At 36.6% G+C, this 22,082-nt stretch carries 18 protein-coding genes; 9 read left to right on the forward strand and 9 right to left on the reverse strand.

Features of this window, described 5'->3' with window-relative positions; genetic code table 11:
• Nucleotides 1-312 precede the first annotated feature (312 nt).
• Nucleotides 313-2,874 (reverse strand): phosphoenolpyruvate carboxylase, encoded by a 2,562-nt coding sequence (gene ppc / locus Q4493_RS15485; protein ID WP_303454523.1) that lies wholly within the window; start codon nucleotides 2,872-2,874, stop codon nucleotides 313-315.
• A 191-nt stretch (nucleotides 2,875-3,065) separates the two neighbouring features.
• Here ppc and Q4493_RS15490 point away from each other — a divergent pair, with 191 nt between their 5' ends.
• Complete coding sequence (locus tag Q4493_RS15490; RefSeq protein WP_303454526.1) at nucleotides 3,066-3,998, forward strand: LysR family transcriptional regulator; 933 nt, start codon at nucleotides 3,066-3,068, stop codon at nucleotides 3,996-3,998.
• Between the two features lie 101 nt (nucleotides 3,999-4,099).
• Here Q4493_RS15490 and Q4493_RS15495 read toward each other — a convergent pair whose 3' ends face one another.
• Nucleotides 4,100-4,384 (reverse strand): MazG nucleotide pyrophosphohydrolase domain-containing protein, encoded by a 285-nt coding sequence (locus tag Q4493_RS15495; protein ID WP_303454528.1) that lies wholly within the window; start codon nucleotides 4,382-4,384, stop codon nucleotides 4,100-4,102.
• Between the two features lie 286 nt (nucleotides 4,385-4,670).
• Between Q4493_RS15495 and Q4493_RS15500 the strand changes: the two genes are divergently transcribed.
• Both Q4493_RS15500 and Q4493_RS15505 read left to right on the forward strand, forming a co-directional pair.
• Entirely contained in the window at nucleotides 4,671-6,803 is a 2,133-nt protein-coding gene (locus Q4493_RS15500; protein WP_303454531.1) for a TonB-dependent receptor, read from the forward strand.
• Between the two features lie 179 nt (nucleotides 6,804-6,982).
• On the forward strand, nucleotides 6,983-8,083 hold the full coding sequence (locus tag Q4493_RS15505) for a PepSY domain-containing protein (protein ID WP_303454534.1): 1,101 nt from the start codon (nucleotides 6,983-6,985) through the stop codon (nucleotides 8,081-8,083).
• A gap of 89 nt (nucleotides 8,084-8,172) precedes the next feature.
• On the opposite strand, the gene Q4493_RS15510 is transcribed toward Q4493_RS15505, so the two are convergent.
• Nucleotides 8,173-8,784, reverse strand: a complete 612-nt coding sequence (locus Q4493_RS15510) for a LysE family translocator (protein ID WP_303454536.1) — start codon at nucleotides 8,782-8,784, stop codon at nucleotides 8,173-8,175.
• A 237-nt stretch (nucleotides 8,785-9,021) separates the two neighbouring features.
• Nucleotides 9,022-10,134, reverse strand: a complete 1,113-nt coding sequence (locus tag Q4493_RS15515) for a DUF3083 family protein (protein WP_303454538.1) — start codon at nucleotides 10,132-10,134, stop codon at nucleotides 9,022-9,024.
• A 250-nt stretch (nucleotides 10,135-10,384) separates the two neighbouring features.
• Between Q4493_RS15515 and Q4493_RS15520 the strand changes: the two genes are divergently transcribed.
• From Q4493_RS15520 to Q4493_RS15530, 3 genes are all read left to right on the forward strand, one after another.
• Nucleotides 10,385-11,704, forward strand: coding sequence for an amidohydrolase (locus tag Q4493_RS15520; RefSeq protein WP_303454540.1), 1,320 nt, complete (start codon nucleotides 10,385-10,387; stop codon nucleotides 11,702-11,704).
• Nucleotides 11,705-12,142: 438 nt separating this feature from the next.
• Nucleotides 12,143-13,189: a hypothetical protein gene (locus Q4493_RS15525; protein WP_303454542.1), complete on the forward strand. Its 1,047-nt coding sequence runs from the start codon at nucleotides 12,143-12,145 to the stop codon at nucleotides 13,187-13,189.
• The gene (locus tag Q4493_RS15530) at nucleotides 13,189-14,193 is read left to right on the forward strand and encodes a hypothetical protein (RefSeq protein WP_303454546.1); all 1,005 of its coding nucleotides are present in this window, start codon (nucleotides 13,189-13,191) and stop codon (nucleotides 14,191-14,193) included. The genes Q4493_RS15525 and Q4493_RS15530 overlap by 1 nt, the downstream gene beginning before the upstream one ends.
• 356 nt (nucleotides 14,194-14,549) lie before the next feature.
• Here the strand turns inward: Q4493_RS15530 and Q4493_RS15535 are convergent, their stop codons facing one another.
• From Q4493_RS15535 to Q4493_RS15550, 4 genes are all read right to left on the reverse strand, one after another.
• Nucleotides 14,550-15,386: a hypothetical protein gene (locus Q4493_RS15535; protein ID WP_303454548.1), complete on the reverse strand. Its 837-nt coding sequence runs from the start codon at nucleotides 15,384-15,386 to the stop codon at nucleotides 14,550-14,552.
• A 434-nt stretch (nucleotides 15,387-15,820) separates the two neighbouring features.
• Nucleotides 15,821-17,215 (reverse strand): sigma 54-interacting transcriptional regulator, encoded by a 1,395-nt coding sequence (locus tag Q4493_RS15540; protein ID WP_303454551.1) that lies wholly within the window; start codon nucleotides 17,213-17,215, stop codon nucleotides 15,821-15,823.
• Nucleotides 17,212-17,784 carry a hypothetical protein gene (locus tag Q4493_RS15545; protein ID WP_303454553.1) on the reverse strand — a complete coding sequence of 191 codons (573 nt, stop codon included), beginning with the start codon at nucleotides 17,782-17,784 and terminating at the stop codon, nucleotides 17,212-17,214. The genes Q4493_RS15540 and Q4493_RS15545 overlap by 4 nt, the downstream gene beginning before the upstream one ends.
• A 2-nt stretch (nucleotides 17,785-17,786) precedes the next feature.
• The gene (locus Q4493_RS15550; RefSeq protein WP_303454556.1) at nucleotides 17,787-19,277 is read right to left on the reverse strand and encodes an ATP-binding protein; all 1,491 of its coding nucleotides are present in this window, start codon (nucleotides 19,275-19,277) and stop codon (nucleotides 17,787-17,789) included.
• 351 nt (nucleotides 19,278-19,628) lie between these two features.
• Between Q4493_RS15550 and Q4493_RS15555 the strand changes: the two genes are divergently transcribed.
• The 3 genes from Q4493_RS15555 to Q4493_RS15565 all read left to right on the forward strand — a co-directional run bounded on the left by Q4493_RS15555 (nucleotide 19,629) and on the right by Q4493_RS15565 (nucleotide 21,166).
• Nucleotides 19,629-19,976 (forward strand): hypothetical protein, encoded by a 348-nt coding sequence (locus Q4493_RS15555; RefSeq protein ID WP_303454557.1) that lies wholly within the window; start codon nucleotides 19,629-19,631, stop codon nucleotides 19,974-19,976.
• Between the two features lie 98 nt (nucleotides 19,977-20,074).
• Entirely contained in the window at nucleotides 20,075-20,401 is a 327-nt protein-coding gene (locus Q4493_RS15560) for a hypothetical protein (protein WP_303454559.1), read from the forward strand.
• A gap of 42 nt (nucleotides 20,402-20,443) precedes the next feature.
• Nucleotides 20,444-21,166: a pseudouridine synthase gene (locus Q4493_RS15565; RefSeq protein ID WP_303454562.1), complete on the forward strand. Its 723-nt coding sequence runs from the start codon at nucleotides 20,444-20,446 to the stop codon at nucleotides 21,164-21,166.
• 67 nt (nucleotides 21,167-21,233) lie between these two features.
• On the opposite strand, the gene Q4493_RS15570 is transcribed toward Q4493_RS15565, so the two are convergent.
• Nucleotides 21,234-21,968 carry an AraC family transcriptional regulator gene (locus Q4493_RS15570; protein WP_303454565.1) on the reverse strand — a complete coding sequence of 245 codons (735 nt, stop codon included), beginning with the start codon at nucleotides 21,966-21,968 and terminating at the stop codon, nucleotides 21,234-21,236.
• Nucleotides 21,969-22,082 lie beyond the last annotated feature (114 nt).

Raw genomic sequence — 22,082 nt, forward strand, 5'->3', positions numbered from 1 at the left:
CAGTTATCAACACCTATGGAGCAAATAACTCGACGTAATAAACTATTGCCTAAGATGCTAATTTGTACCAAATATTTTACTTTTTTGCAAAACTTCCGGCTTTGTCTTTTTTAAAACTAAACAGCATTATTAGTGAATTTAGTCTAATTGAATGTTACTTAAATCGATATGGAAGGGGGTTCAGGGAGAATGGTTTATGTTTAATGCAGTTAGTTATTTAGTTAGTTGTCCAGAACAAATCTATCAGTATCTTTAGTTGAAGTACTAATAGGTTTATTCTGGACAAAGTCTAAACAGAAAGTGTTTGAGGAGTTAACCGGTATTTCTCATCCCGGTTGCTATTCCAGCCATCGAAATCATTAATAATTGTTCATTATCAGGATGTTCAGGTTGTTGACGCAAACGTTTTAATGCCTCGATTTGGATTAAATGCAATGGCGCTAAATATTCACGACGTAATTCAAAAGAATTAAAATTCCACTGATCATTTTTTAGTAAGCTGTCTTGCGCTAATAAGTTGAGCAAGGTTTTTTTATCTTTTGCTAACTGGTCACGTAACTCTTCACCCATATATTTTAAATCATCATCGACTAATGCTTCATCATATAAAGCAGCAATCTGATCATCTGATTTGGTATACACCATTTCAGTTAATGAAATACGAGATTTGAAATAAGGCCAAGTTGCTAACATATCATGCATCAATGCTTGATTTTCTTGATAGGCTTGCTCTATTGCGCTACCTAAACCTAACCAACTAGGCACTACTAATCTGTTTTGGCTCCAAGCAAATATCCAAGGTATGGCTCGAAGTGATTCAATACCACCATCTGATTTTCGTTTGCTTGGACGAGAGCCTAATGGTAACGATGCTAGCTCTTGTTCTGGCGTTGCTTGGCGAAAATACTTAACAAAATTTTCATTGGTTTGCACATATGAGCGGTACAGTGCACAACTTGATTCTGCCATTTCATCCATCAGCTTGCGCCATTGTGCTTTTGGTGCCGGAGGCGGCGTCACTAAACACTCTAAAATAGCGGAAGCATATAAATGCAAGCTGCGGGTGGCAAGATTTGGTAAGCCAAATTTATAACGAATAGTTTCACCTTGTTCCGTCACTCGAAGGCCGCCGTCTAATGTGCCCGGTGGTTGTGAAGCAATCGCGTTATGTGCTGGACCGCCACCTCGACCAATTGTACCGCCTCGTCCATGAAATAATTTTAAAACAATATCTTGCTCTTTAAACACTTCCACTAATTGTTCTTGGCATTGATATTGTCCCCAAGTTGCTGCTAAAACGCCGGCATCTTTCGACGAATCACTATAACCAATCATTACATGGTGTTGTTTATCGCAATACGTTTTGTAGCTGTCAATTTCTAGCAGTTGTTTCATTACCTCTGGGGCATTGTTTAAGTCGTCTAACGTTTCAAAAAGCGGTGCGATAGGCATTTTCCAGCTGACACCGGCGGCTTTCAGTAATAAGTTTACCGTCAGAATGTCGCTAACTTTACTTGCCATAGAGATAATATAAATGCCAAATAACTCAGCTGGTTGCTTGGCAATTAAAGCATAAGTATCAAGTACTTCTTGTGTGTCCGCGCTCCATGTTCTATTGGGTAATAATGGTCGTGGGTTTTGTAATTCTTTAATAAGAAACTGTTGGCGGGTTGATTCGTCCCAACTTGCAAAATCACCCATGTTAAGTGCTTGAGTAATTTCTGTTAGGGCTCCTTCATGACGTTCACTGTGCTGACGAATATCTAATTTAACTAAAGAGATACCAAAGCAGTTTACTTTGCGGATCATATCTAACACTAATGAATTGGCAATTTTATCTAAACCAACGGCTAGAAGGCTGTCGCGACAGGCAATTAGTGGTGCTCTTAGTTGCTCCGAATGGTTTAACACACCTTTGGTTTCGCCATCTTTTAATTGCTCGATACTATATTTTAATAATTTTATGGTTGCTTGAAGCTGACAACGATATGGCCCAATGTTATCGGTATCTGCTTCTAGTAAAGCATCAGTGGCTTTGTGCATTGATAGCTCTAAAAACAGTTGTTCAAAATCAACTAAGTAGAGTTTTGCTGCCATTAAGCGCGCATTGATTAGCGCTTGCTCGCTGAGCTTTGCGGTAACAAACGGATTACCGTCTCTATCGCCCGCCATCCAGCTTGCCATTGTTATCGGGTTATAATCGACAGGTAAATCGCTATTGGTCATTTTTTGCGACAACTCATTTAGCTCTTTTAAAAACTTTGGAACCGCAAACCAAAAGCTATCAGCAATGGTGTTTAATCCCCAGTATGACTCGTTTAGTGGCGTTGGGCGTTGTTGGCGAATTTCGTCAGTGTGCCATGCTTGTTGCACTAATTCATTGATGCGAGGGTTTGAAGCATCATTGGTTTGGTCGAGGGTCTGTGCTATTTGATTATATTTGTGAATAAAAGTACGACGGTTCACTTCCGTTGGATGAGCCGTTAATACCAATTCAATATGCAGTTTATTCAAAGCCTGTTGAAATTTTTCTGGAGAAACATGGCTTAACTTTTCACTCAAATCTTCTAAAGGATGAGGTAGATCTAATTCATCCAGTCCTTGAGGGCTAGTAGTGTATTGCTGCTCAGCGACATTGGCTAAGTTTAAAAACTGGCTAAATGCGCGGGCATAAATTAATAATTCTGCTTCTGTCGAGTTGGCAATTTTATCTTGTAATTGCTTAATAATTTCAGGGTTATTTGGTGAGATCTCTCTACTTGAAAGACGCATTTCTTCAATGTTATCAATCCATTTAGCACCCTGTTCGTCGGCAATGGTTTGACCCAATAAGGTACCTAATTCACGTACGTTCTGTTGAATATTCTCTAGCATATGAATAACTTTACGCCGTTTCTGGCGCTAATATTGATTAATGGTGACAAGATAGTAATAAACTGCTTTAATAATTAAAAATATATATATTTAATAGTTTGTATAGATAAATTTATATAGGTTGTTGTCTTCATTGTTTCTAGTGATGAAAGTTAAGTGGAATAATAAAATAAACGATGAAAGGTTAATTGATGGCAAAACGCTTACCGACATTGCGGCAAATGCAAATATTACTTGCACTTGCCGAGCATAAAAACATCTCTCGCGTTGCTGAAATCTTACATATTTCACAACCTTCAGTATCTATTCAATTAAAAAATCTTACTGAGGTTTTTGATAGTCCGCTTTACCATGTTAATGGTCGTAGCCTTGAATTTACTGAAGCGGGTATTGCTGCAGTTAATACCGCGCAAGAAATGTTTTTTTCTTTAGATAAGTTACATATAGAATTAGAAGATCTAAAAGGGGCAAAATCTGGTGTGTTAAAATTGGCTGTTGTTTCCACAGCAAAATATTTTTTACCCATTTTACTTGGCCCGTTTTGTAAGCGTTATCCTTTGATTGATGTACAACTAGATATTGGCAATCGTGAGCAAATTATTCAACGCTTTAACCAAAACAAAGATGATTACTATATTTTCAGTCAGTACCCCAAAGCCGATAATTTAGTTGCAGAGCCTTTTTTAGAAAATCCATTAGTAGTAGTTGCCCCCGTCAATCATGAGCTGACTAAAAAAATGCCTATCAGCTTGAATCGCCTCTCTCATTATCCATTCCTTTTACGAGAGCATGGTTCAGGTACTCGACACTCTATTGAAGGTTTTTGTCAGCAGCATAATGTTTCATTTAAAGCAAAAATGACTATCGAAAGCAATCAAGCAATCAAGCATTCGGTCGCAGCGGGATTAGGCTTAGCTATTTTAAGTAGCCATACTTTAGACTACATGCAAGATGATAATTTAGTAAAGTTGGATGTTGAACATTTCCCCATCCAAAGTCAGTGGTATTTAGTGCGTAATAAAAAGCGACATCAAACTATTTTAGCGGAATTGTTTTATCAATATCTGCAAGAAGAAGGCTTAGCCAAACTGAAAAATATCGCGAAAAATCAGCGTAACCTATAAAAGCATTTAGCGGCAACTGAATTCATAGTGAGCATAACGTCATGCAAGGTTAGTGTTTCAATTGTTGTGGTAATTTTTCAGGCTAATGACAGCCTAACGATTTACTTTAAGCGTCCTCGATTACCGCGTTGTTCATTTTTTGCCATTTTAAGTAATAGCGCTTTTTCCATATCAATGCCTTGCCAATGTGCTAGATCAAGTACTCTCAGAACGATATCAGCTAATTCTTCAGAAAAATGTTCACTAGGCGTTTCGTGTCGACATTCGTTAATGGCTTCACCTACTTCTGAAGCCACAAGAGCAAGTGCTTCAAGCGGCGTTTTATTATGCCAGCCCATTTTCTCTACCCATAAATAGTTTTGCTCGGCTATTTCATTAATTGTCATGTTTATTCACTCATCATTAAGTTGAGAATACGGTAACACAAAAAAGTAGATGGCGAGTGCCAATCAAGCTGCTCATATTTAATTATCTATTGAGCGTAAAGCGACAACCTACACAATATTAGCAGTAAATAAAATTGAATTAGTAAGCTTAATTAGCAAGATGTTTAAGGTATTTACTGGGTAATTTAATTTAGTTAAAAAAGTAATAAACTCAGCATTGCAAATGATAATTATTTTTATTAGTATTGCGTTTTTATTTTTCCCCTCTACCTTTATCGGAGTACTAATGTTTAAAACTAAGTTGAGCGTACTTACCCTGTTACTTGCTCAAAGCACACAATTTACCACTTTTGCAAATGATGAAATGTCGTCGATTGACGAAGTAGAACGCATTGTTGTTACTGGGAGTCGTATCGTTGAAAGTATTGATGAAGTTCCAGCTTCAATTACTGTGATCAGTCGTCAACAAATTGAACAACATTTGAAAGTGTCGTCAGAGTTACAAACATTATTGTCAACATTAGTACCAGGCTTAGCGCCAAGTACAGGTACTTCAAGTAATTCAGGGCAAACTTTACGTGGTCGTTCACCGCTAGTGATGATTGACGGCGTACCTCAATCTACCCCATTACGTAATGGCGCATTAGGTATTAGAACCATTGATCCTAATTCACTTGAACGTATTGAAGTGATTAAAGGCGCGACTTCCATTTATGGAAATGGTGCGGCTGGTGGCATTATTAATTACATCACTAAACGTGCTGATGCTAATTCTGCTTTCCAAGGCAAAGTAGGTTTATCGACCCGTTTTAGTACCGTTAAATTAGAGGATAGTGCAGGGCAACGCATTGAAGCAGCTATCAATGGCCAATTAGATAAGTTTAGTTATGTTGTGACCGGCAGTTATGAAGAAAATGGCGTGCAGCGTGATGCCGAAGGTGATGTGTTAGGTTTAAAATATGGTCTTTCAGACGCGACAATGCAAAACTATTTTACCAAATTAGCTTATCAAATAGATGAAGATAAGACGGTGCAGTTTGTTTATAACTATTATGAATCAGAACAAAAAAGTGATCTGATAGATGTGGTAGGCAGCGTTAATACTGGGGTAAAAACTTATGCTATTCAAGCGCCAGAAGGCACCAGTATTTTAGGTAAACCACAAGGCCCTAATAATAGTAATGCAATGTTTAAATATACTGACGAAGCATTATTTTCCAATACTCAATTAGTGATTGATGCTTATGCACAAGAAGTTGAAAACATCTTTTTCTACTCTCCGACTTTAGCAAACCAAAGTGAAGGTTATTCAGGTGGTCAGTCGGTGATCAAATCAGATAAAAAAGGCTTGAGAGTTACCCTAAATAGCCAGTTTGAATGGGATAATGTTGAAGCCACATTTATCTATGGGATAGACGCGTTAAATGATATTACTTCGCAACCGCTTGTTGATGGTCGCCTGTGGGTGCCTGAAATGGACATGGAAAATTTAGCAGGTTTTGTACAAAGTAAATGGGTTATTAATGATGACTTGATTATAAAAGCCGGTATTAGACGTGAAGAAATCGATTTAGGAGTGGCTGACTATAGCACCTTAAAGTTATGTAAAACGCCAACCTTATGTTCCATTCCTGTTGATGTGACGGGTGATACTTTAAATTATCGAGCAACCACGTATAACTTTGCTATTCGATATAACCTTAATGAATATTTTCAACCGTTTGCAAGTTACTCACAAGGCGCTGATATTTCAGATATTGGTCGATTGTTACGTACCGCAACCGTCACCGATATTGCCGATATTCAAACAGAAGCGTCAATTATTGATAACTATGAACTTGGTTTTAATTCGAACTTTGACCAACTAAGGTTGGAGTTTTCTGCTTATCGCAGTACATCTGAGCTTGGCACTACCAATAGTTATGATCCAACAACCGGTGTATATATGCCTGTCAGAGCTCCGCAAGAAATTTATGGTTATGAAGCCTTAGCGGTTTATAACGTCAATGATGCCGTAGATTTTAGTGCCTCTTATTCTTGGGTTGAAGGTAAAGATAAAGCAAATGACGCTTACTTAGGTATTAAGCAAATCAGCCCGCCGAAAGCGGTGATTAATATCAATTGGCGACCGCTTGATAACGCTAACCTAGCGTTAACGTATTTATATGTTGCTGAACGAAATAAGTTTACGCCTGAAAATGGAAGTTATGTCGGCGATTTAGGTAATATTGATGCTTACAATGTGATAAATCTAAGTGGAAAATATACCTTCAATAATGACTGGTCAGCATTTTTTGGCATTGAAAACTTATTAAATAAAGATTATTACCCTGCTAAATCGCAAGGTTATACCTACAGTGGTTACAATGTTAAAGGCTTAGGTACTACAGCGAATATTGGTGTTAATTATCATTTTTAGTAGTCAGTGTTTTTAACAAGTATTCGTTTAACGTTTCATAGTTAGAAAAGATAACGTTAAACGATAAAAAATATATAAAAAGCAGAGCAATCTAATCCATGCTTTGCTTTTTTAGCTTATTGATTTGAGTTATTTGTGCTGAGAAGAAATTCGGTTAAATCCGGTAAAAGGAAAGTGTCTTGAAAATTTGGTTTCGCCGAATTCATTTAGTATTAGCATTGTTAAGCGGGTTATTTCTCGTGAGTTTAAGTATCTCTGGCGGATTGTTATTGTATGCTAAAGATATTCAAGCGTGGATAAATCCACAATATTGGCTAGTGGAAACTGAGCCTAACTTGTCAAATCAAGTTTACTTACCGTTAAGTGAACTCGTTGAGAGAATTGAAAACCAAACTCAACAAAAAGTGCATATTATTGAACGTGCAGAGCAAGTTAACCATAGTTGGCAAGTGCGTTTAGCCAATAAAAGCTATTTAAATATTAACCCTTATACTGCGGAAATATTACTAACTCATCGTTTTTACGATACTTTTTATGGTTTTGTTATGTCTTGGCATCGTTGGCTGTTATACACCGACGAACAAGATAAAACCCCGATGAAAGTGTGGATGTCTATTGCGAGCTTGATCTTAGTAATTGAGGTGGCTTTTGGTGTTTATTTATGGCTAAAACCGAAACATCGACTCAAACGTTTAAAGATTAAATGGCGTGCGAACAATAGAATATTGCTTCATCAATTACACGGTACTTTAGGGATTTTACTGGCGGTACCATTAATGTTAATTGCGTTTACTGGCATGACTTTTCAATGGCCAGACCAAACTAAAGCGATTGTACAATGGGTAACGTTGGGTCAAGTTGAGCAGCATGGGTTTAATGAAAAAGTGGATGTACTAAATATTAACTATCAGTTAGATAAAGCCTATATAAAAGCAAAATCTGCTTTAGCTAACGGCAGTGTTTATCGCATCTATTTACCTAAAACAGATGAGCAACCATTGGCTTTGCGAATGAAAATGCCTAATGAAAGTCATGGCTATAGTTGGAGCTGGTCAAACCCATATTCAGGCAAGGCATTAGCGACTTTTAATGCCGGAGAAGCGTCTTATACCACGCAAGTGTGGAACTTTAGATATAAGTTTCATATTGGCGAGTTTATAGGCTGGCCTGTAAAGGTATTATGGTTATTTATCAGTATATTGCCTGTGTTTTTTGTTTTTTCAGGCACCTATTTGTGGCTGAAACGTATTAAGAAAAAGCCAAACAAGCATGTCATCTAAAAAATAATAAAAGGGATACTCTCTCAGCCTTATTACTATACTCGCTGGTGTCGCTTTTATTGAATTTTTATACGCTATTTTATTAAGGTTTAAGCGGAAAATGTCGTGATTATCTCACTGAACATCGGGTATAAAGATGTTAATAAAATAAGCGCCATAATACGGTTAAACCGTTTAACGTAAACGTCATGAGTTAAAATGTTTTGCAGCCATTTTCCGACCATTAACCATGCAAATGAGCACGGAAGTCCAAAGATAAAGTAAAAAACAGAGATGATAAGCACCTGCTCGACAACGTTATTATTCGTGGATGAAAAAGCGACTATCGCACTGACACACATTACCCAAGCTTTAGGGTTTACCCATTGAAAAGCGGCTGCTTGTAAAAAACTAAAAGGCTTTTTATCAGAATTTATTTCATTATTAACGGGCATAGTGGCAATTTTAAAGGCGAGATAAAGTAAGTAGCATATACCAATTATTTGTATCAATTTATGAAGAAAAGGCCATTGTTGGAAGAGCGACATAATGCCTAAACCCACGCAAATTATCATCACCAAAAAACCAATGTTCACTCCAAAAACATGCGGTAGGCTATTGCGAATTCCATGATTAACCCCTGAGGTTAAAATCATAATATTATTGGGCCCGGGAGTTCCTGAGGTAGAAAAAATGAATAAAATAAGTGCAATAAACTCCATGATACTCTCTTATTAATTGGCTTTTGTGAGCGGTTAGATTGATAGCAGCTAGTTTATTGCGTTTATCCACGTTGAAACATAAACAATCATTAAGAAATAAAACCTATACAGTTTGATGAGTCGTCATTGATGCATTGCGAGTGAAAAGCTAGTCGTTGGAAAGTAAAACGCCCTTAATAAGATAACTAATTATTAAGGGCGTTTATGAGCAGGTTTTTTGCTAATTAAAATTAAATGTTAGATGTTTTTCGCAATGTGTTGGTGAAATCTAACTTTTAATTCTTCTTTATCATTTACGTATTCAAGTTTTTCAGCCATTGAACGTAAGGCGCTTTCTACTTGAGATAAAAACTTACCATGGCCATGGCTGGTAATATTTTTATTTGAAGCGATAAAAATTAATTGAGCTGAATCTACTAATTTATCGGCAGACCATTTACAGGTATAACCACAATTTGTTTTTTCAGGGTTGTAACCTAATTTTTGTAACTCGCCGTTAGTGACAACAATTTCGTCTTCACTGGTTCGTACAAAAGGTACTAGACCATTAGCGATAACGGCGCCATTGTTTAAATTATGTTGTTTAGCGGCATGAATAAAGGCATCGGCAATAAAATTGTATAACGCATTGTATGGCTCAGAAGCTGTTTCATCTATTTCAACCAGTTGCTTAATACGTTTGCTAATGGGTAATTCAACCGTAACATAACTTAAGCTGTCAGACTCTGGTGCCACTTCAACGTTTGACGCTTTATAACGAACCGCTATCGGTCTAAGTTTATGGGTTTGCGTTCCTGAGATGCCTTTTTCTTTCGCGAATAAATCGTAGGTTAAGTGTTGGTGATCACATAATCTTACACTGCCTTTAGCTAAACCTGTTTGCTCGATAAATTGTTTGATAGCTTTATTTACTTTTTCGTAAAGTGCTGGTGCGTCAGCGCGAATATCATCACTGTTCGTTAAAAATACTAGGTTGATTTTGCGTGCTTTTTTACTGCCATCAAAATAAGCATTTTGACTATGGTGATAACGCGGGTTATACAGAAAAACAATTTGTTGATCCGTTTGAGCAGTTAATTTTTCAGGTGAATAACGCACACGAGTGAATTTGTCATTGCCGACAAAGTGACAGCTTTCAATATTTAAGTCGTGGCAAATTTTGAAAAATATATCAGAAAGTTTCTGGTAAAAATCTTGATAAGGTTGCTCTGCTTTCTCATCAATTTTACCTGATACTTTTTTAATTAAGTTATCGGTAAGGGTAAACTTTGCCAATAAATATTGGTTTTCTCGCACTGAAGCGGGAATATATACTTTATGTTGCGAACTTCTAATACGTGATATTGACATTATTCTTCCTGTTTGATTAATTTAAATATTACGAGTTAATTCTATGCTATTTTAAGCTGAGGAAAAGTGATATTAATCAATATAATATTCGTTTAAAGACTATAGACAAGGTGATTTATTATTTAAACGTGATAATTTCATTATTAAAGAATAGTTTAGCGATGTTATTGATTGACTTGTCTTTATTGAACTGTAAGCGGGCGCTCACTTCTTTCACAAGTAATATAAAAAAATCTACAAGGGAAATAATATGAAAAAGTTAACCAAAAGATTACTCATTACATCACTAGCGTTTTTGTGTGTGCAAGCTCAGGCGAGCGATATAAAGGCTGAAATAGCAAAAGACTACCAACAGCATTTGGCTCCGTTATGGGATCACTTTCATCGTAATCCCGAATTATCGTTAATGGAATTTAAAACCGCAAAACGCTTGGCAAAAGAAATAAGAGCGGTAGGTTTTGATGTGACTGAAAATGTTGGCGGAACAGGCATTGTCGCTATCATGAAAAACGGTAGTGGTCCCACTGTGATGATGCGTGCTGATATGGATGGATTACCTGTGACTGAACAATCAGGTTTAAAAAACGCTTCAAAAGTGGTGATGAAAGATTGGGATGGCGAAGAAGTTGGGGTTATGCACGCCTGTGGACATGATGTTCATATCACAAGTTTAGTGGGTACTGCTCGCTATATGGCTTCAATTAAAGATCAATGGTCAGGAACCTTAATGTTGATTGGACAACCTGCTGAAGAACGTGGCCCTGGTGCATCCGCTATGATGGATGATAATTTATGGCAGCGTTTCCCGAAACCTGATTATGCGTTTGCGTTTCATGTAAGCTCTGGCGATGTAGCAGGTAAAGTGACAGTTGATGAAGGCTCACCATATGCAGGTGCTGATACCGTCGATATTATTGTTCATGGAGTAGGCTCACACGGTGCGTATCCACATCAAGGTAAAGATCCTATTATGATCGGTAGCCAAATAGTGACCAACCTACAAACGATTGTTAGTCGTGAATTAGCACCAAGAGATGCAGGTGTGATAACCGTGGGGGCGTTTCATTCTGGTACTAAGCACAACATTATTTCTGATAAAGCTCATTTACAATTAACCGTTCGTAGTCTTAATTCTCGAGTACGTGATCAACTACTGACAGCGATAGAACGTGTTGCTATAGGTACGGCTAAAACTGCGGGTATGCCAGACGATAAGCTGCCTGAAGTGATTGTTAGTGAATTTGCTTTTCCTCCTACTCAAAATGATAAAGCTTTAGCACAACGAGTGAAGCAAACTTTAGTGAATAAAATGGGAGCTGATGCCTTAACACCGCCAAATAATTCAGGCATGGGAGCAGAAGACTTTGGTTTCTTTACCACAGCCCCTTATATCCCAAGTGTTTATTTTTCTGTTGGTGGTACACCTAAAGCTGATTTCGACCGTGCTAAAGCAGGGGGCCCACAAGTGGCAAGTCATCATAGCCCGTTATTTAAAATTAGCCCAGAGCCTGCGGTTAAATCTGGTGTTGAAGCGACAGTACATATACTGTTAGACATCATGAAAAAGTAATCATCGTAAATTAGGTGATGAACAACTTAAGAGAAGAAGTAAAATACGCCTATTTTTTAATAAGTCTTAACTTAATCTGTCAGATATGATTTTTAGGTTTTGATCAAATCTGACAGGCAGTAAAGTGCCTAACTCGGGCACTGACTACTTAATTAAATAGGCAACTTTGATATGTTAGCTGCCGTTTCAATCTTCGCAGCCAACATTAGTTGTTCATACAACTCATTGCCGACCTTAATCACTATGAATAAAGTGCTCGTACAAAAATTTCAACCCTCAGGTTGTATAAATAACAGACTACATCTATAGTTAGCCATTGATTAAAATGGATTTAAAATGTTGTACTAGGATGGCTCCTTTCTATTTCTAATCCTCTTTAACTGACGGTAAGGTCGCACAGAGTTAATTTAACATTGACGTTAATGACTGGAGAAAGAAATGTCTAAACCTGTACTTATATTAATGCATGGGGTCGGTGTCCACACATCAGATTCATTCAAAGCCGAAGTCGTTGAAGCAGCTAAAAAAGCGTTAAAACGATACCCATCATATCAACAATTAGACTTTGAAGCTGAATTTGAGGCAATTCATAGTATTAGCTATGACAGCGAATTTGAAGCCATGCGCGAAGCAATATCAAATAGCGCTAGCACCATAGAAAACTACATTAAACAACATTTAGGCGGTGTGGACATCCCCAACTTAGCCAGCCAGCTCATAAATATCGATGCGAGTTTAGGTCAAGACAGGTTTATCAATACTCATGCTTTGGATGTTTTGTTGTATTTGTCGCTCTTTGGAGAAAAAGTTCGAGGTTATGTTAACACCGAGCTATTAACAATATTCAAAAGGTACCCAATAGGCACACCTATACATCTCGTTTGTCATTCGTTAGGAACTTCAGTGGCACATGATGCTCTTAATGAACTGTTTACGTTCGGTGAACCCGATGATACGCAATTACGTGCTCAAGATTATCGCTTACATTCTTATTGGACGTTTGCAAATGTTAGTAACTTAGTTACATCCGTTTCAGGTTTAACTTCTGGATTAAACTCAAAGATTAAGCCGGGTAGCGAGGGGGTCATCAGTGAGTTTTATAATATATACCACGAACTTGACCCAATTTGCTTTGACATATTTAAACGATTCGATCCGCCAAACAATAATTCATGGATTGATAATAATACGTACAGTAGCTCGTACCGAAAAATCGTGAATAAAGACGTTAGTCGAAAAGACACACACTCGATTCAAGGGTACATTGAAGATCCAAATGTCTCCTATCCTTTTTTCTATACGCTTATCGAAAGTTTCGACCCTTCACAAGAGGAACGTGACGAAGCAGATACTAAATTTGTCCACTTAGCTTCATTAGTTCAGGCAATAAAAAATTATCAATCAACTGGTAATTTTTCTAGCGACCTCAAAGGATTTATAAAAGCTATCAAAGCACTAGGAACGTTTACCGAAGGAGATGGTTAATGAATAAATTACTTTTATGTTTAATGCTACTTTTTGTGATTCCTCATACTATGGTTGCTCAAGAGTTTGAATGCGCTGAAGGTACATTACAAAAGCACAGCGTATTTGAAAATATGTATGTTGGCGTTAACAGTTTTGCAAAAAAGCTCTGTGAATCTATGATCGACGGTAGTGACTATGATGAACCTATGAAGTTATTTATTATAGATTGGAAAGAAAAGCTGACTCTAAACCTACAAGCTTTAGATAAACTAAAATTTGATAAAGACCTTGTAGTGAATTCATCTTATCAAGCACTACTAGCATTTAAGCAACCTCTAAACATCCGTGCTACTAACGTAAACAACGGACCAGAAGCCGATTTACAACTTAATGGTTCATCAATTGCTACATTGAAAACAATTGATTGTAAACCTTATAAAAAGAAAAACTGTAAATTGCTGTTCAATGATATAAACCAAGCTATTTTAGCACCTTATGACGCGATTCAGAAAAACACGCTTGCTCGAAAAATTAGTGCTCATGAATTCAAAAACAAGGCATGGACTAATTATTTCAGTAATTCTCGCTCACAAACCTCTTTAGATTTATTTATTAATACTTGGTATTACAAAAAAGATTTGCAAAAGGAGACTTATGTTGGCCCTCCTAATAAACAATACTTTTTTATTCACCCATCGGTGATAATGCATTACAGTGATGATGCTGATAAAGGTGAGCGCATGAAAGAAGCGCTAGCAATCGAATGGTTCGGTGTAAATTATTGGAACCGTTCAACACCATTGGGTTGGTCTGTGATTTCTGCGTATGCTGACCGTGCATCTGTTAAATCGGTTTCGCATGGCTTAATGCTACATGTCAATAACAGCTACTCGTTTGGATTTACTACTAATAGTGATAATGAGCATGGGGTATTTGTAACTTTTGATTTATTAAAACTATTTGAAGATTCAAAATCCAACTATAAAAACTATATTAATTCGGCAAAAGGTTACTTGAACTAAGGTTATCTCCTCGGTATCTATTACCCCACTTAATCGTGGGGTTCATATTGTATGAATAAATATGTCACTACTTGAACAGTAATTAAAAAAGGCTAACAGCACGCAGTAACTATCATTAGTTATGTGTTACCTAATAGGTATTTTAATAAAAAACATGGATTTCTCGTAATTAATATTAAAAGAAAAAGACTTAACTAGAACTGTCAGATTCTATTATTAGTATTCAATTAAACCTGAAAGTCCCAAGTTTGCTATTCAGAGCCGTTCGGCTAATAAACCATTAATATTATTGGTTCGTGAGAGTGGACACTCAGTAACACCTAAAGCACAGGACAGCTTTGCTGCGTTCTATGACATTACTTGTTAGATTCATTGTTCGCTCGCTCTTCAATATTACTCAGTGCATTGGGCACAAGCGTCTCGCTGAACCCTGCAAGAAAGCCAAAAACTAGAATTCCGTAAATACTATTATCAAGATCACTTATAAATCCAAATAGAAGATTCGATCCAATAAGGAAATATACAAAGACTCCGCCAACAATTGAGAAAATGCTTCTTTCAATTCCATATATAAAATATGGTATCTTACCAAGCCCTTTATCAACACTTATTGAGTTGATATTCTTTGAGATAGATATTATTCCGCCAAGAGTTGACATTGCAGCAGTTAAAACAAGCTCATAAAAAATAGTCCTATCTTGTACAATAAATGGTGGCTGGCATAGATAGAGGTACAAACTGAGACTGCAAACTATAAAGGCCAATAAAAATGTACCCGACATATATATTAGCTTCCCTATTACTCTCTCTTTATATGAGTCTTCTATATTTTTGTATATCTCTTGGAGTATTCTTTTTGCCTCTTCAGGGTCGCCATATATAGCAACTGATATAGCATGTGCAGCTCTGGCGGCATATGATGGATCAGTGCACCTATCTGAAACATGCTTTAGTTTATCAAATTCTCCTTTTATAGACTGAAAATTCATAATAGGCTCATCATCATTAGGATCCTTGGTATCTATACGAACCCTAATTCCTTTTATAGTATTTAGGGAGTCAGTAGAGTAGATAGCAAATTCATCTCCCTTTGTATAAACACCATAAACTGTATTGCCATTAGGATCCTTTTTTCCGATAGCAATCATATCGAAATTTTCTTGTCTTTTTGCTTCGATTTCTTCAGGTGTCATAGTTATACTTCCTTATACCGACCTCAGAATCTAACTTTTATTATGTAAACGATTCAACAATGTCGGCTTACGTAGTTAATTTCAAGTTAGCATAAATAACTGTCAGTTCAAGGTGTTTAATAATCAAGCTGTGAAAGTACATCTTCATAGATAGTTTATGTAGAGTTCTACAATTAGGTTTTTACTGTAGTGTTATCTCTTATCTCTGAGGCGTCTTTATGAAGGTCTGCTTTAAATAATTTAAATCTTGGTTTATAAATAAGGTGACCGTCTCAAATTCGCTCATAGTTGTCTATAAGATGAAATCTAAACCTAATAGACAAAAATGTAAGATCAAATATGAGCTACTACAGCCTATTTACTTCTTCTTTTTATTTCTATTTCTAACTCTATTTTTTTACTTATATCACTTGAAATTACAGCTCTGGACGAAATCACTCGTCGTCTTCTTTTTTCTCTTCTCTGAACGATTCTGCCTGTAAATGATGCTTATTTAATAATTTATAAAATTCTGTTCTATTTCTTTGGGCAATCCGAGCCGCTTGTGAAACATTACCGGCGGTAATATCTAAGAGTTTGGCAAGATAATCGCGTTCAAAATGATCACGGGCTTCTTGAAAAGACGGTAATTGCGACGTTTTATCACGTAAAGCGTTTCGAATTAATGCTTCACTAATTAGCGGCTCAGAAGACAGCGCAACACTTTGTTCAATCACATTTTCTAATTGGCGAATATTTCCCGGCCATGGCGCACTAATTAATAACTCCATGGCTTCTTTAGAAAAGCCATTAATTAAATGACCGCTTTTGTCTTTGCATTTTGACAGAAAGTGCTGAGCTAATAAGGGAATATCTTCTCTTCGGTCGGAAAGCGGAGGTAATTCAAGTTCAACGACATTCAAACGATAATATAAATCTTCTCTAAATGACTTGTTAATGATCGCTTTTTGTAAATTTTGATGTGTCGCGGCAATAATTCTAACATCTACTTTTACGGCAACTGTACTGCCTAGCGGACGTACTTCTTTTTCTTGTAAAGCGCGTAAAAGTTTAACTTGAAAGTTCATCGGCATATCACCTATTTCATCGAGAAATAAGGTGCCACCATTTGCAGCTTCAAATAAACCAACATGATTTTTTTCAGCGCCGGTAAACGCACCTTTACGATGACCAAAAAGCTCTGACTCTAACAACTGTTCGGGAATTGCCGCACAGTTAATCGCGATAAAAGGCTTTTTATGTCGATGACTCGCTAAGTGAATGGCTTTGGCTAATAATTCTTTACCTGTGCCGCTCTCACTTTGTATTAACAAACTAAAATCACTTTTTGCCACTTGTTTTGCTTGTTGTAACAAGGTTGACATCACCGCACTGCGACTAATGATTTTTTCTCGCCATAGGTTTTCGTCGGCTTGTTGCTGACCTATTTCATTTTGTGGTTGTAAACGAATAGCTTGTTCAACTGTATCGAGTAACTCTTGGCTTTGAAACGGCTTGGTTAAAAAGCTAAAAACGCCTTGTTTGGTGGCATTTATTGCATCGGGTATCGTGCCATGTGCGGTCATAATAATCACTGGCAGGTTAGGCTGCTGTTGGCGAATTTTTTCAAATAGCGCCATGCCGTCCATGCCGTCCATTTTTAAATCACTGATCACTAATTGGGGTTGAGAGCTTTTTAATAACCCCAATGCTTCTTTAGCATTTTTAGCGGGTAGTACATCATAGCCAGCGGCTGAAAGACGAATACCTAGTAATCGTAATAAGCTTGGGTCGTCATCAACAATGAGTATGGTTTCATTTATCGAAGAGGATTGTGCCGCGTTAATCATGATGATGGCTCTTGATTGTTGATATCAATTTCAATTTTTTTCAATTGATTGATTTGTTGTTTAAGTTTTTGAATTTGTGACATTAATGAAGCTCGTTCAGATACTTTGCTTTGTAATAAACTTTGGTTTTCTTGCGATAGTTGCTCGGTTAATATTAACTTGTTCAAGGTTAATATTTGTTGGTTGAGTTGATCTTTCATCATACTGATAAAGCCAAAGTCGGCCGCTGACATTTGTACTGCTTGCTCAGGGGCAATCGTCAGTTTATTTAACGTGGTTTTTGCTGTATATGGATTGTAAATAGGCGAGTTTGGTAACGCGTAAAGTAAGGCTAAATTTACTTCTGCTTCATAAAATCCGCCGGTGATATTGTGTTTTTGTTTGTCTGTTTCTTTGAGTAGTTCTTGATTAGATAAACTTTTTAACCATAAGTAATAATGACTATATTGCGAATCATTAGTACTTTTTTCGGTAAGTTGACAGCCAGTCAAATGAGCCAAAACTAGTATTGTCAGCGGCACTATTCTTAAGCGTGAAAAGCTAATCATTTTTATAAAATGAGTCATCATCTTTATTTTCCTTGATTATGATAAGGAAAGCGTAAGGTTACTATTAACCCATGCTTCGGGGCGGCTAAAGAGGTTAACTCGATATCACCACTTAATCGCATTAATAATTCTTTTACAATGGTTAAACCCAGACCACTACTTTTTATATTGCTATCGCTAGGGGGCGTCCCTTGATAAAAAGCGTCGAATACTTGTTGTTGAGCTTTTGGGTCTATTCCCGGTCCTTGATCGGTAATTTTCAGTATGATTTCATGGTTTTCTAAATAAGAGTGAATATGAATCTCTCCGCCTTGAGGTGAGTATTTTATCGCGTTCGAGAGAATATTATCTAAAATGACAGACAGCTGTTTTACATTGGTTTGAACATTCAGCGGACTTAAATCAGACTGTACAGATAGTTGCTTACTTTGAATATCTAACTTTCTGTCGTTGATACTTTGCTCAATAATTGGTGTTAACTGTGATTTTTCAGCATCTTGCAAACTCGTTGAGTCTAAAACGATATTAAAATCTAATAAATCTTCAATTAAGTTTTGTAAACGAGAGACACTGATTTTAAGAATATTAGTGATTTCTTGTTGATCATCGTTAAGTGCTCCAACACTGTTGTCATATAGTAATTCGGTACCTTCACGTATCGCCGCTAACGGCGTTTTCAATTCGTGAGAAATATGGCGAATAAAACTCGATTTTTGTAATTCTAAAGCGTGTAGTCTTGCCCGCATTAATTCTAACGCGTCGGCAATTTCTTTAATTTCTTTTGAACCTGAAAAAGTGATTTTTTGCTGGAAATGGCCTTGCTCAAGCCGATAAATTTTAGCCGATAATTGTCTTAATGGACGAATTATCAAGAGAATAAATACCACCGCAATAACAATAGTCAGTGGAATGCTCACCAAACTATTTAACATGGTAGTTCTTAAACTATCAGCAGAGTTTTTCATGTTTTGAGCATGCGAGCTAATTAACTCGTTACTACGAAAATTAATCATTTGACTAACCGACGCTAATGCTTTGAACTCCTCTTGCAGCATGTCTAAAGAATGCTTATTTAGGTTTTCTGAGTTTGGTTGATATAAGTGTAACTGCTTTATTTCTGTTAATAGTTGTTGGCTCAATTGATTGAGCTGTTCGTCTTGGTAAATCACTATGTCTGTTGTAATGATGTCAGTCAGTTTATTTTTTTGCTGGACAAACTGAGCATACAAGCTTTGATCTTCTAAAACGACGTATTGACTGGCAAAACGTTGTAGCTTGTTTATTTCAATACTGAGTTGTCGATTTATTTTTACTAACTCAGCCACGTTGATAATCGCGGAACTTCCTTGTTGTGAAAGTTTATTCACTTGATTTGCACCATATAGCAAGGCAAATGTTAGCGGCAAAACAACTAAACTAAAACCGATAAGAGTGAGTGATTTTATTGAAAATTGGCGAACACTTGAAAATCTTAACGCGTTCTCTAATTCCCATTTTTTTATCGGCTTTTTCAATCGACAACCTTAATATAAGTAGTTTATTGGTATTAATTATATAGCTGCACTTTTACGGCATTTCAGCGATAAAAACAACACTGTCTCTAATTGGTGACAGTGTTATCATCTTATGTTTTTAAATATTACTTGTTGATTTTTAAGATAAATATTTTCTTCTTTATCAAGGTGTTCAAGAAAAAAATTTATCAATATTTTTAACTGTCTCATATTAACGACAGTGTTGTTGTGTTTTGTATTGTTAATTCCTTTTTAATCAATGAGTTAAACACTTGGTACGCTGTGTGCAATGCCTGTTGTGTATGTCTCATGTTAGAGGCTGACGTTGATAATAAAATTAAGGATAAAATAATGAATACAATTAGTTTAAAAAAAGTAACTGCAGTAGTTTTAACATGTGCAATCGGTTCATATGTGGCAAATGCTAACGAAGGTGATGCTAAATTAGATGTGAAAACTAACGTTGAAGCCGCTGTTAAAACGAGTGAAGTTGCTATGATCTCTGAGTCAAAAACACCAAGTAAATTTGCTATGTTAGTTGAAAAATTTGACTTAGATAAAGATGGCTTATTAAGTAAAGCTGAAATTCTATCAAGCAAAAGTGAAAAGTTGGTCAAACTTTTTGCCAAGATGGATCTCAATACTGATGCCGGTATTAGTGAAGCAGAATTTAACCAATACATAGCGCAAGTAAAGTAATTTTTTGATTTAAAACATCAAGTAAGTTTTGCTTATTCCCCTATTTAAGCCGGCTGTATCTCCCAACCTCAGTCGGCTCTTTTTCCAAGGTAAGACGAATGAACGACATGCAACGTTATATAAAAATAGACGATTGGTTTTTTGAAATAAAAACGGTCAGAGCGCTGAGATCAAAAAACTATGGCGATAAATATAGCGCCATTGCCAATATTAATTGTAACGGTGATGCAATATATGTTGATGGCTTGATGACGGCAGAAGATAACCCGTATACCTTTCAAGATTTTCAAACATTTAAAAAATTCTGCAGCAAAATGGGCGTTAAAACAGCGCATTTTGATCGCTTTAAAAATGATGAATTAAGATCGCAAAGCGTGATTATTCAACCAGAAAAGCGACAATCGATATTACAGTTAGTGAAATAACTTGGTAAACTTTCGCTAATTTTTCAGTGCTATTTTCCAATTATGTCAATTTCACATACTCGCTTAGATCGCTTTATTGGTGAGCATCTGCAGATTAGTCGCCGTGATGTAAGATTAATGCTTGCGCAAAGGCGAATCTCAGTTGATGGTCAAGCAGTTAACGAAATTGGTTTTATTATTAATAAATTTTCACATGTTCAGTTAGACGGTGAAACGCTACAAAACCATCAAGCGTATTATGTAATGTTACATAAACCGGTTGGTGTCGTGAGCGCCACCGTTGATGCGCAGCATCGAACTGTTATTGATTTACTCTCTCATCCCGCCAAAAATGAATTACACATTGTTGGTCGTTTAGATCTGAATACCTCAGGACTCGTATTATTAACCAATGATAGCCGTTGGTCAGAACGATTAATGTCACCCGAGCATAAAGTCGCTAAAAAATATTTAGTTACCGTTGAGCATCCAATTAGCAAAGAGCAGGAGCGAGATTATATCGATGCTTTCGCCAAAGGCATGTATTTTCAATATGAAGATATTACCACCATGCCCGCCAGTTTAATGATGATTGATCCCCACCTATTGGAAGTTCAGTTATTTGAAGGTAAATATCATCAAATTAAACGTATGTTTGGTCGTTTTCAAAACCCTGTTATAGGACTACATCGCAAGTCAGTAGGCGCACTGGAATTAGATGCCGAACTCGCAGTTGGAGAAAGCCGCATGTTAACGAGCGAAGAAGTGAGCAGTATTTTTAATTAGTGCCGCAACGACTTTTTACCGAAAATTACTGCAAAGCAGAGCATATGATGAGTTTGCTATTTATCTGTTATTTGCGACTACTTTGTCTAAAATCAGACGGTAATACGCCAAAAAATAACCGAAATTGTTTACTGAAATAACTGTGATCAGTAAACCCCGTTTCTTCACCGACTTGAGAAATAGGTGTATTGCTTTCAACTAATAAGCGTCGCGCATTTTCTAAACGCACTTCATTAATAAATTGCTTAGGGGTTTTTGCTAAGTACTTTTTAAAGCGGCGTTCTAATGCACTAACGGATAAATGGGCAACTTCTGCTAATTCATCTATAGTGAAATGTTGATGATAGTGGCTGCGAATGTAATCAACAGGTACTTTTACTGCATCAACGCCAGACAGCGCGATGGTTTGTTTTTGTAAATGCCGAGTGATGCCGTAAGAGCCGATTATTTCCCCTTGCTTGTTTGTTATAGGTCTTTTGGAAGTTGCATACCAAGCCGCGTCTCCTGTTTCTGTCATATTCATTTCTAGTCGTTCAGTTACGCTTTGTCCGGCTAAAATCTTATTATCATCTCGAATAAATTGTTTCGCTAAGTGAGGAGGAGAAAAATCGAAATCTGTTTTTCCGACGATTTTTTGTAAACCTTTAACACTTTTGTGGTCGATAAAAGCTTGGTTTGCATGAATAAAGTTGTGATTTTTATCTTTTATCCAAAATAATACTCCAGGCAGAAGATCAAACATTGAGATCAGTTGCTCGCCGCCCATTTGGGCAATAAACCGTGAGACATTTTGCTCAGTCATCAATTTATTATCCTGTAAATTAAATTAACAATAAAAATTTAAACGCCGAATTTGTTGCATTTAAAACCGATTTATTAATAACACATTTTTCCGACAAGCTCCTATAGTAAATAA

This window comes from Colwellia sp. 1_MG-2023 (assembly GCF_030546755.1).
Classification (GTDB): domain Bacteria; phylum Pseudomonadota; class Gammaproteobacteria; order Enterobacterales; family Alteromonadaceae; genus Thalassotalea_H.

What these genes read in the sequence shown, in the direction of transcription:
- ppc (WP_303454523.1), bottom strand. Translation starts at nt 2,874, where the DNA reads ATGCTAGAGAATATTCAACAGAACGTACGTGAATTAGGTACCTTATTG.
- Q4493_RS15490 (WP_303454526.1), top strand. Translation starts at nt 3,066, where the DNA reads ATGGCAAAACGCTTACCGACATTGCGGCAAATGCAAATATTACTTGCA.
- Q4493_RS15495 (WP_303454528.1), bottom strand. Translation starts at nt 4,384, where the DNA reads ATGACAATTAATGAAATAGCCGAGCAAAACTATTTATGGGTAGAGAAA.
- Q4493_RS15500 (WP_303454531.1), top strand. Translation starts at nt 4,671, where the DNA reads ATGTTTAAAACTAAGTTGAGCGTACTTACCCTGTTACTTGCTCAAAGC.
- Q4493_RS15510 (WP_303454536.1), bottom strand. Translation starts at nt 8,784, where the DNA reads ATGGAGTTTATTGCACTTATTTTATTCATTTTTTCTACCTCAGGAACT.
- Q4493_RS15515 (WP_303454538.1), bottom strand. Translation starts at nt 10,134, where the DNA reads ATGTCAATATCACGTATTAGAAGTTCGCAACATAAAGTATATATTCCC.
- Q4493_RS15520 (WP_303454540.1), top strand. Translation starts at nt 10,385, where the DNA reads ATGAAAAAGTTAACCAAAAGATTACTCATTACATCACTAGCGTTTTTG.
- Q4493_RS15525 (WP_303454542.1), top strand. Translation starts at nt 12,143, where the DNA reads ATGTCTAAACCTGTACTTATATTAATGCATGGGGTCGGTGTCCACACA.
- Q4493_RS15530 (WP_303454546.1), top strand. Translation starts at nt 13,189, where the DNA reads ATGAATAAATTACTTTTATGTTTAATGCTACTTTTTGTGATTCCTCAT.
- Q4493_RS15535 (WP_303454548.1), bottom strand. Translation starts at nt 15,386, where the DNA reads ATGACACCTGAAGAAATCGAAGCAAAAAGACAAGAAAATTTCGATATG.
- Q4493_RS15540 (WP_303454551.1), bottom strand. Translation starts at nt 17,215, where the DNA reads ATGATTAACGCGGCACAATCCTCTTCGATAAATGAAACCATACTCATT.
- Q4493_RS15545 (WP_303454553.1), bottom strand. Translation starts at nt 17,784, where the DNA reads ATGATGACTCATTTTATAAAAATGATTAGCTTTTCACGCTTAAGAATA.
- Q4493_RS15555 (WP_303454557.1), top strand. Translation starts at nt 19,629, where the DNA reads ATGAATACAATTAGTTTAAAAAAAGTAACTGCAGTAGTTTTAACATGT.
- Q4493_RS15560 (WP_303454559.1), top strand. Translation starts at nt 20,075, where the DNA reads ATGAACGACATGCAACGTTATATAAAAATAGACGATTGGTTTTTTGAA.
- Q4493_RS15565 (WP_303454562.1), top strand. Translation starts at nt 20,444, where the DNA reads ATGTCAATTTCACATACTCGCTTAGATCGCTTTATTGGTGAGCATCTG.
- Q4493_RS15570 (WP_303454565.1), bottom strand. Translation starts at nt 21,968, where the DNA reads ATGACTGAGCAAAATGTCTCACGGTTTATTGCCCAAATGGGCGGCGAG.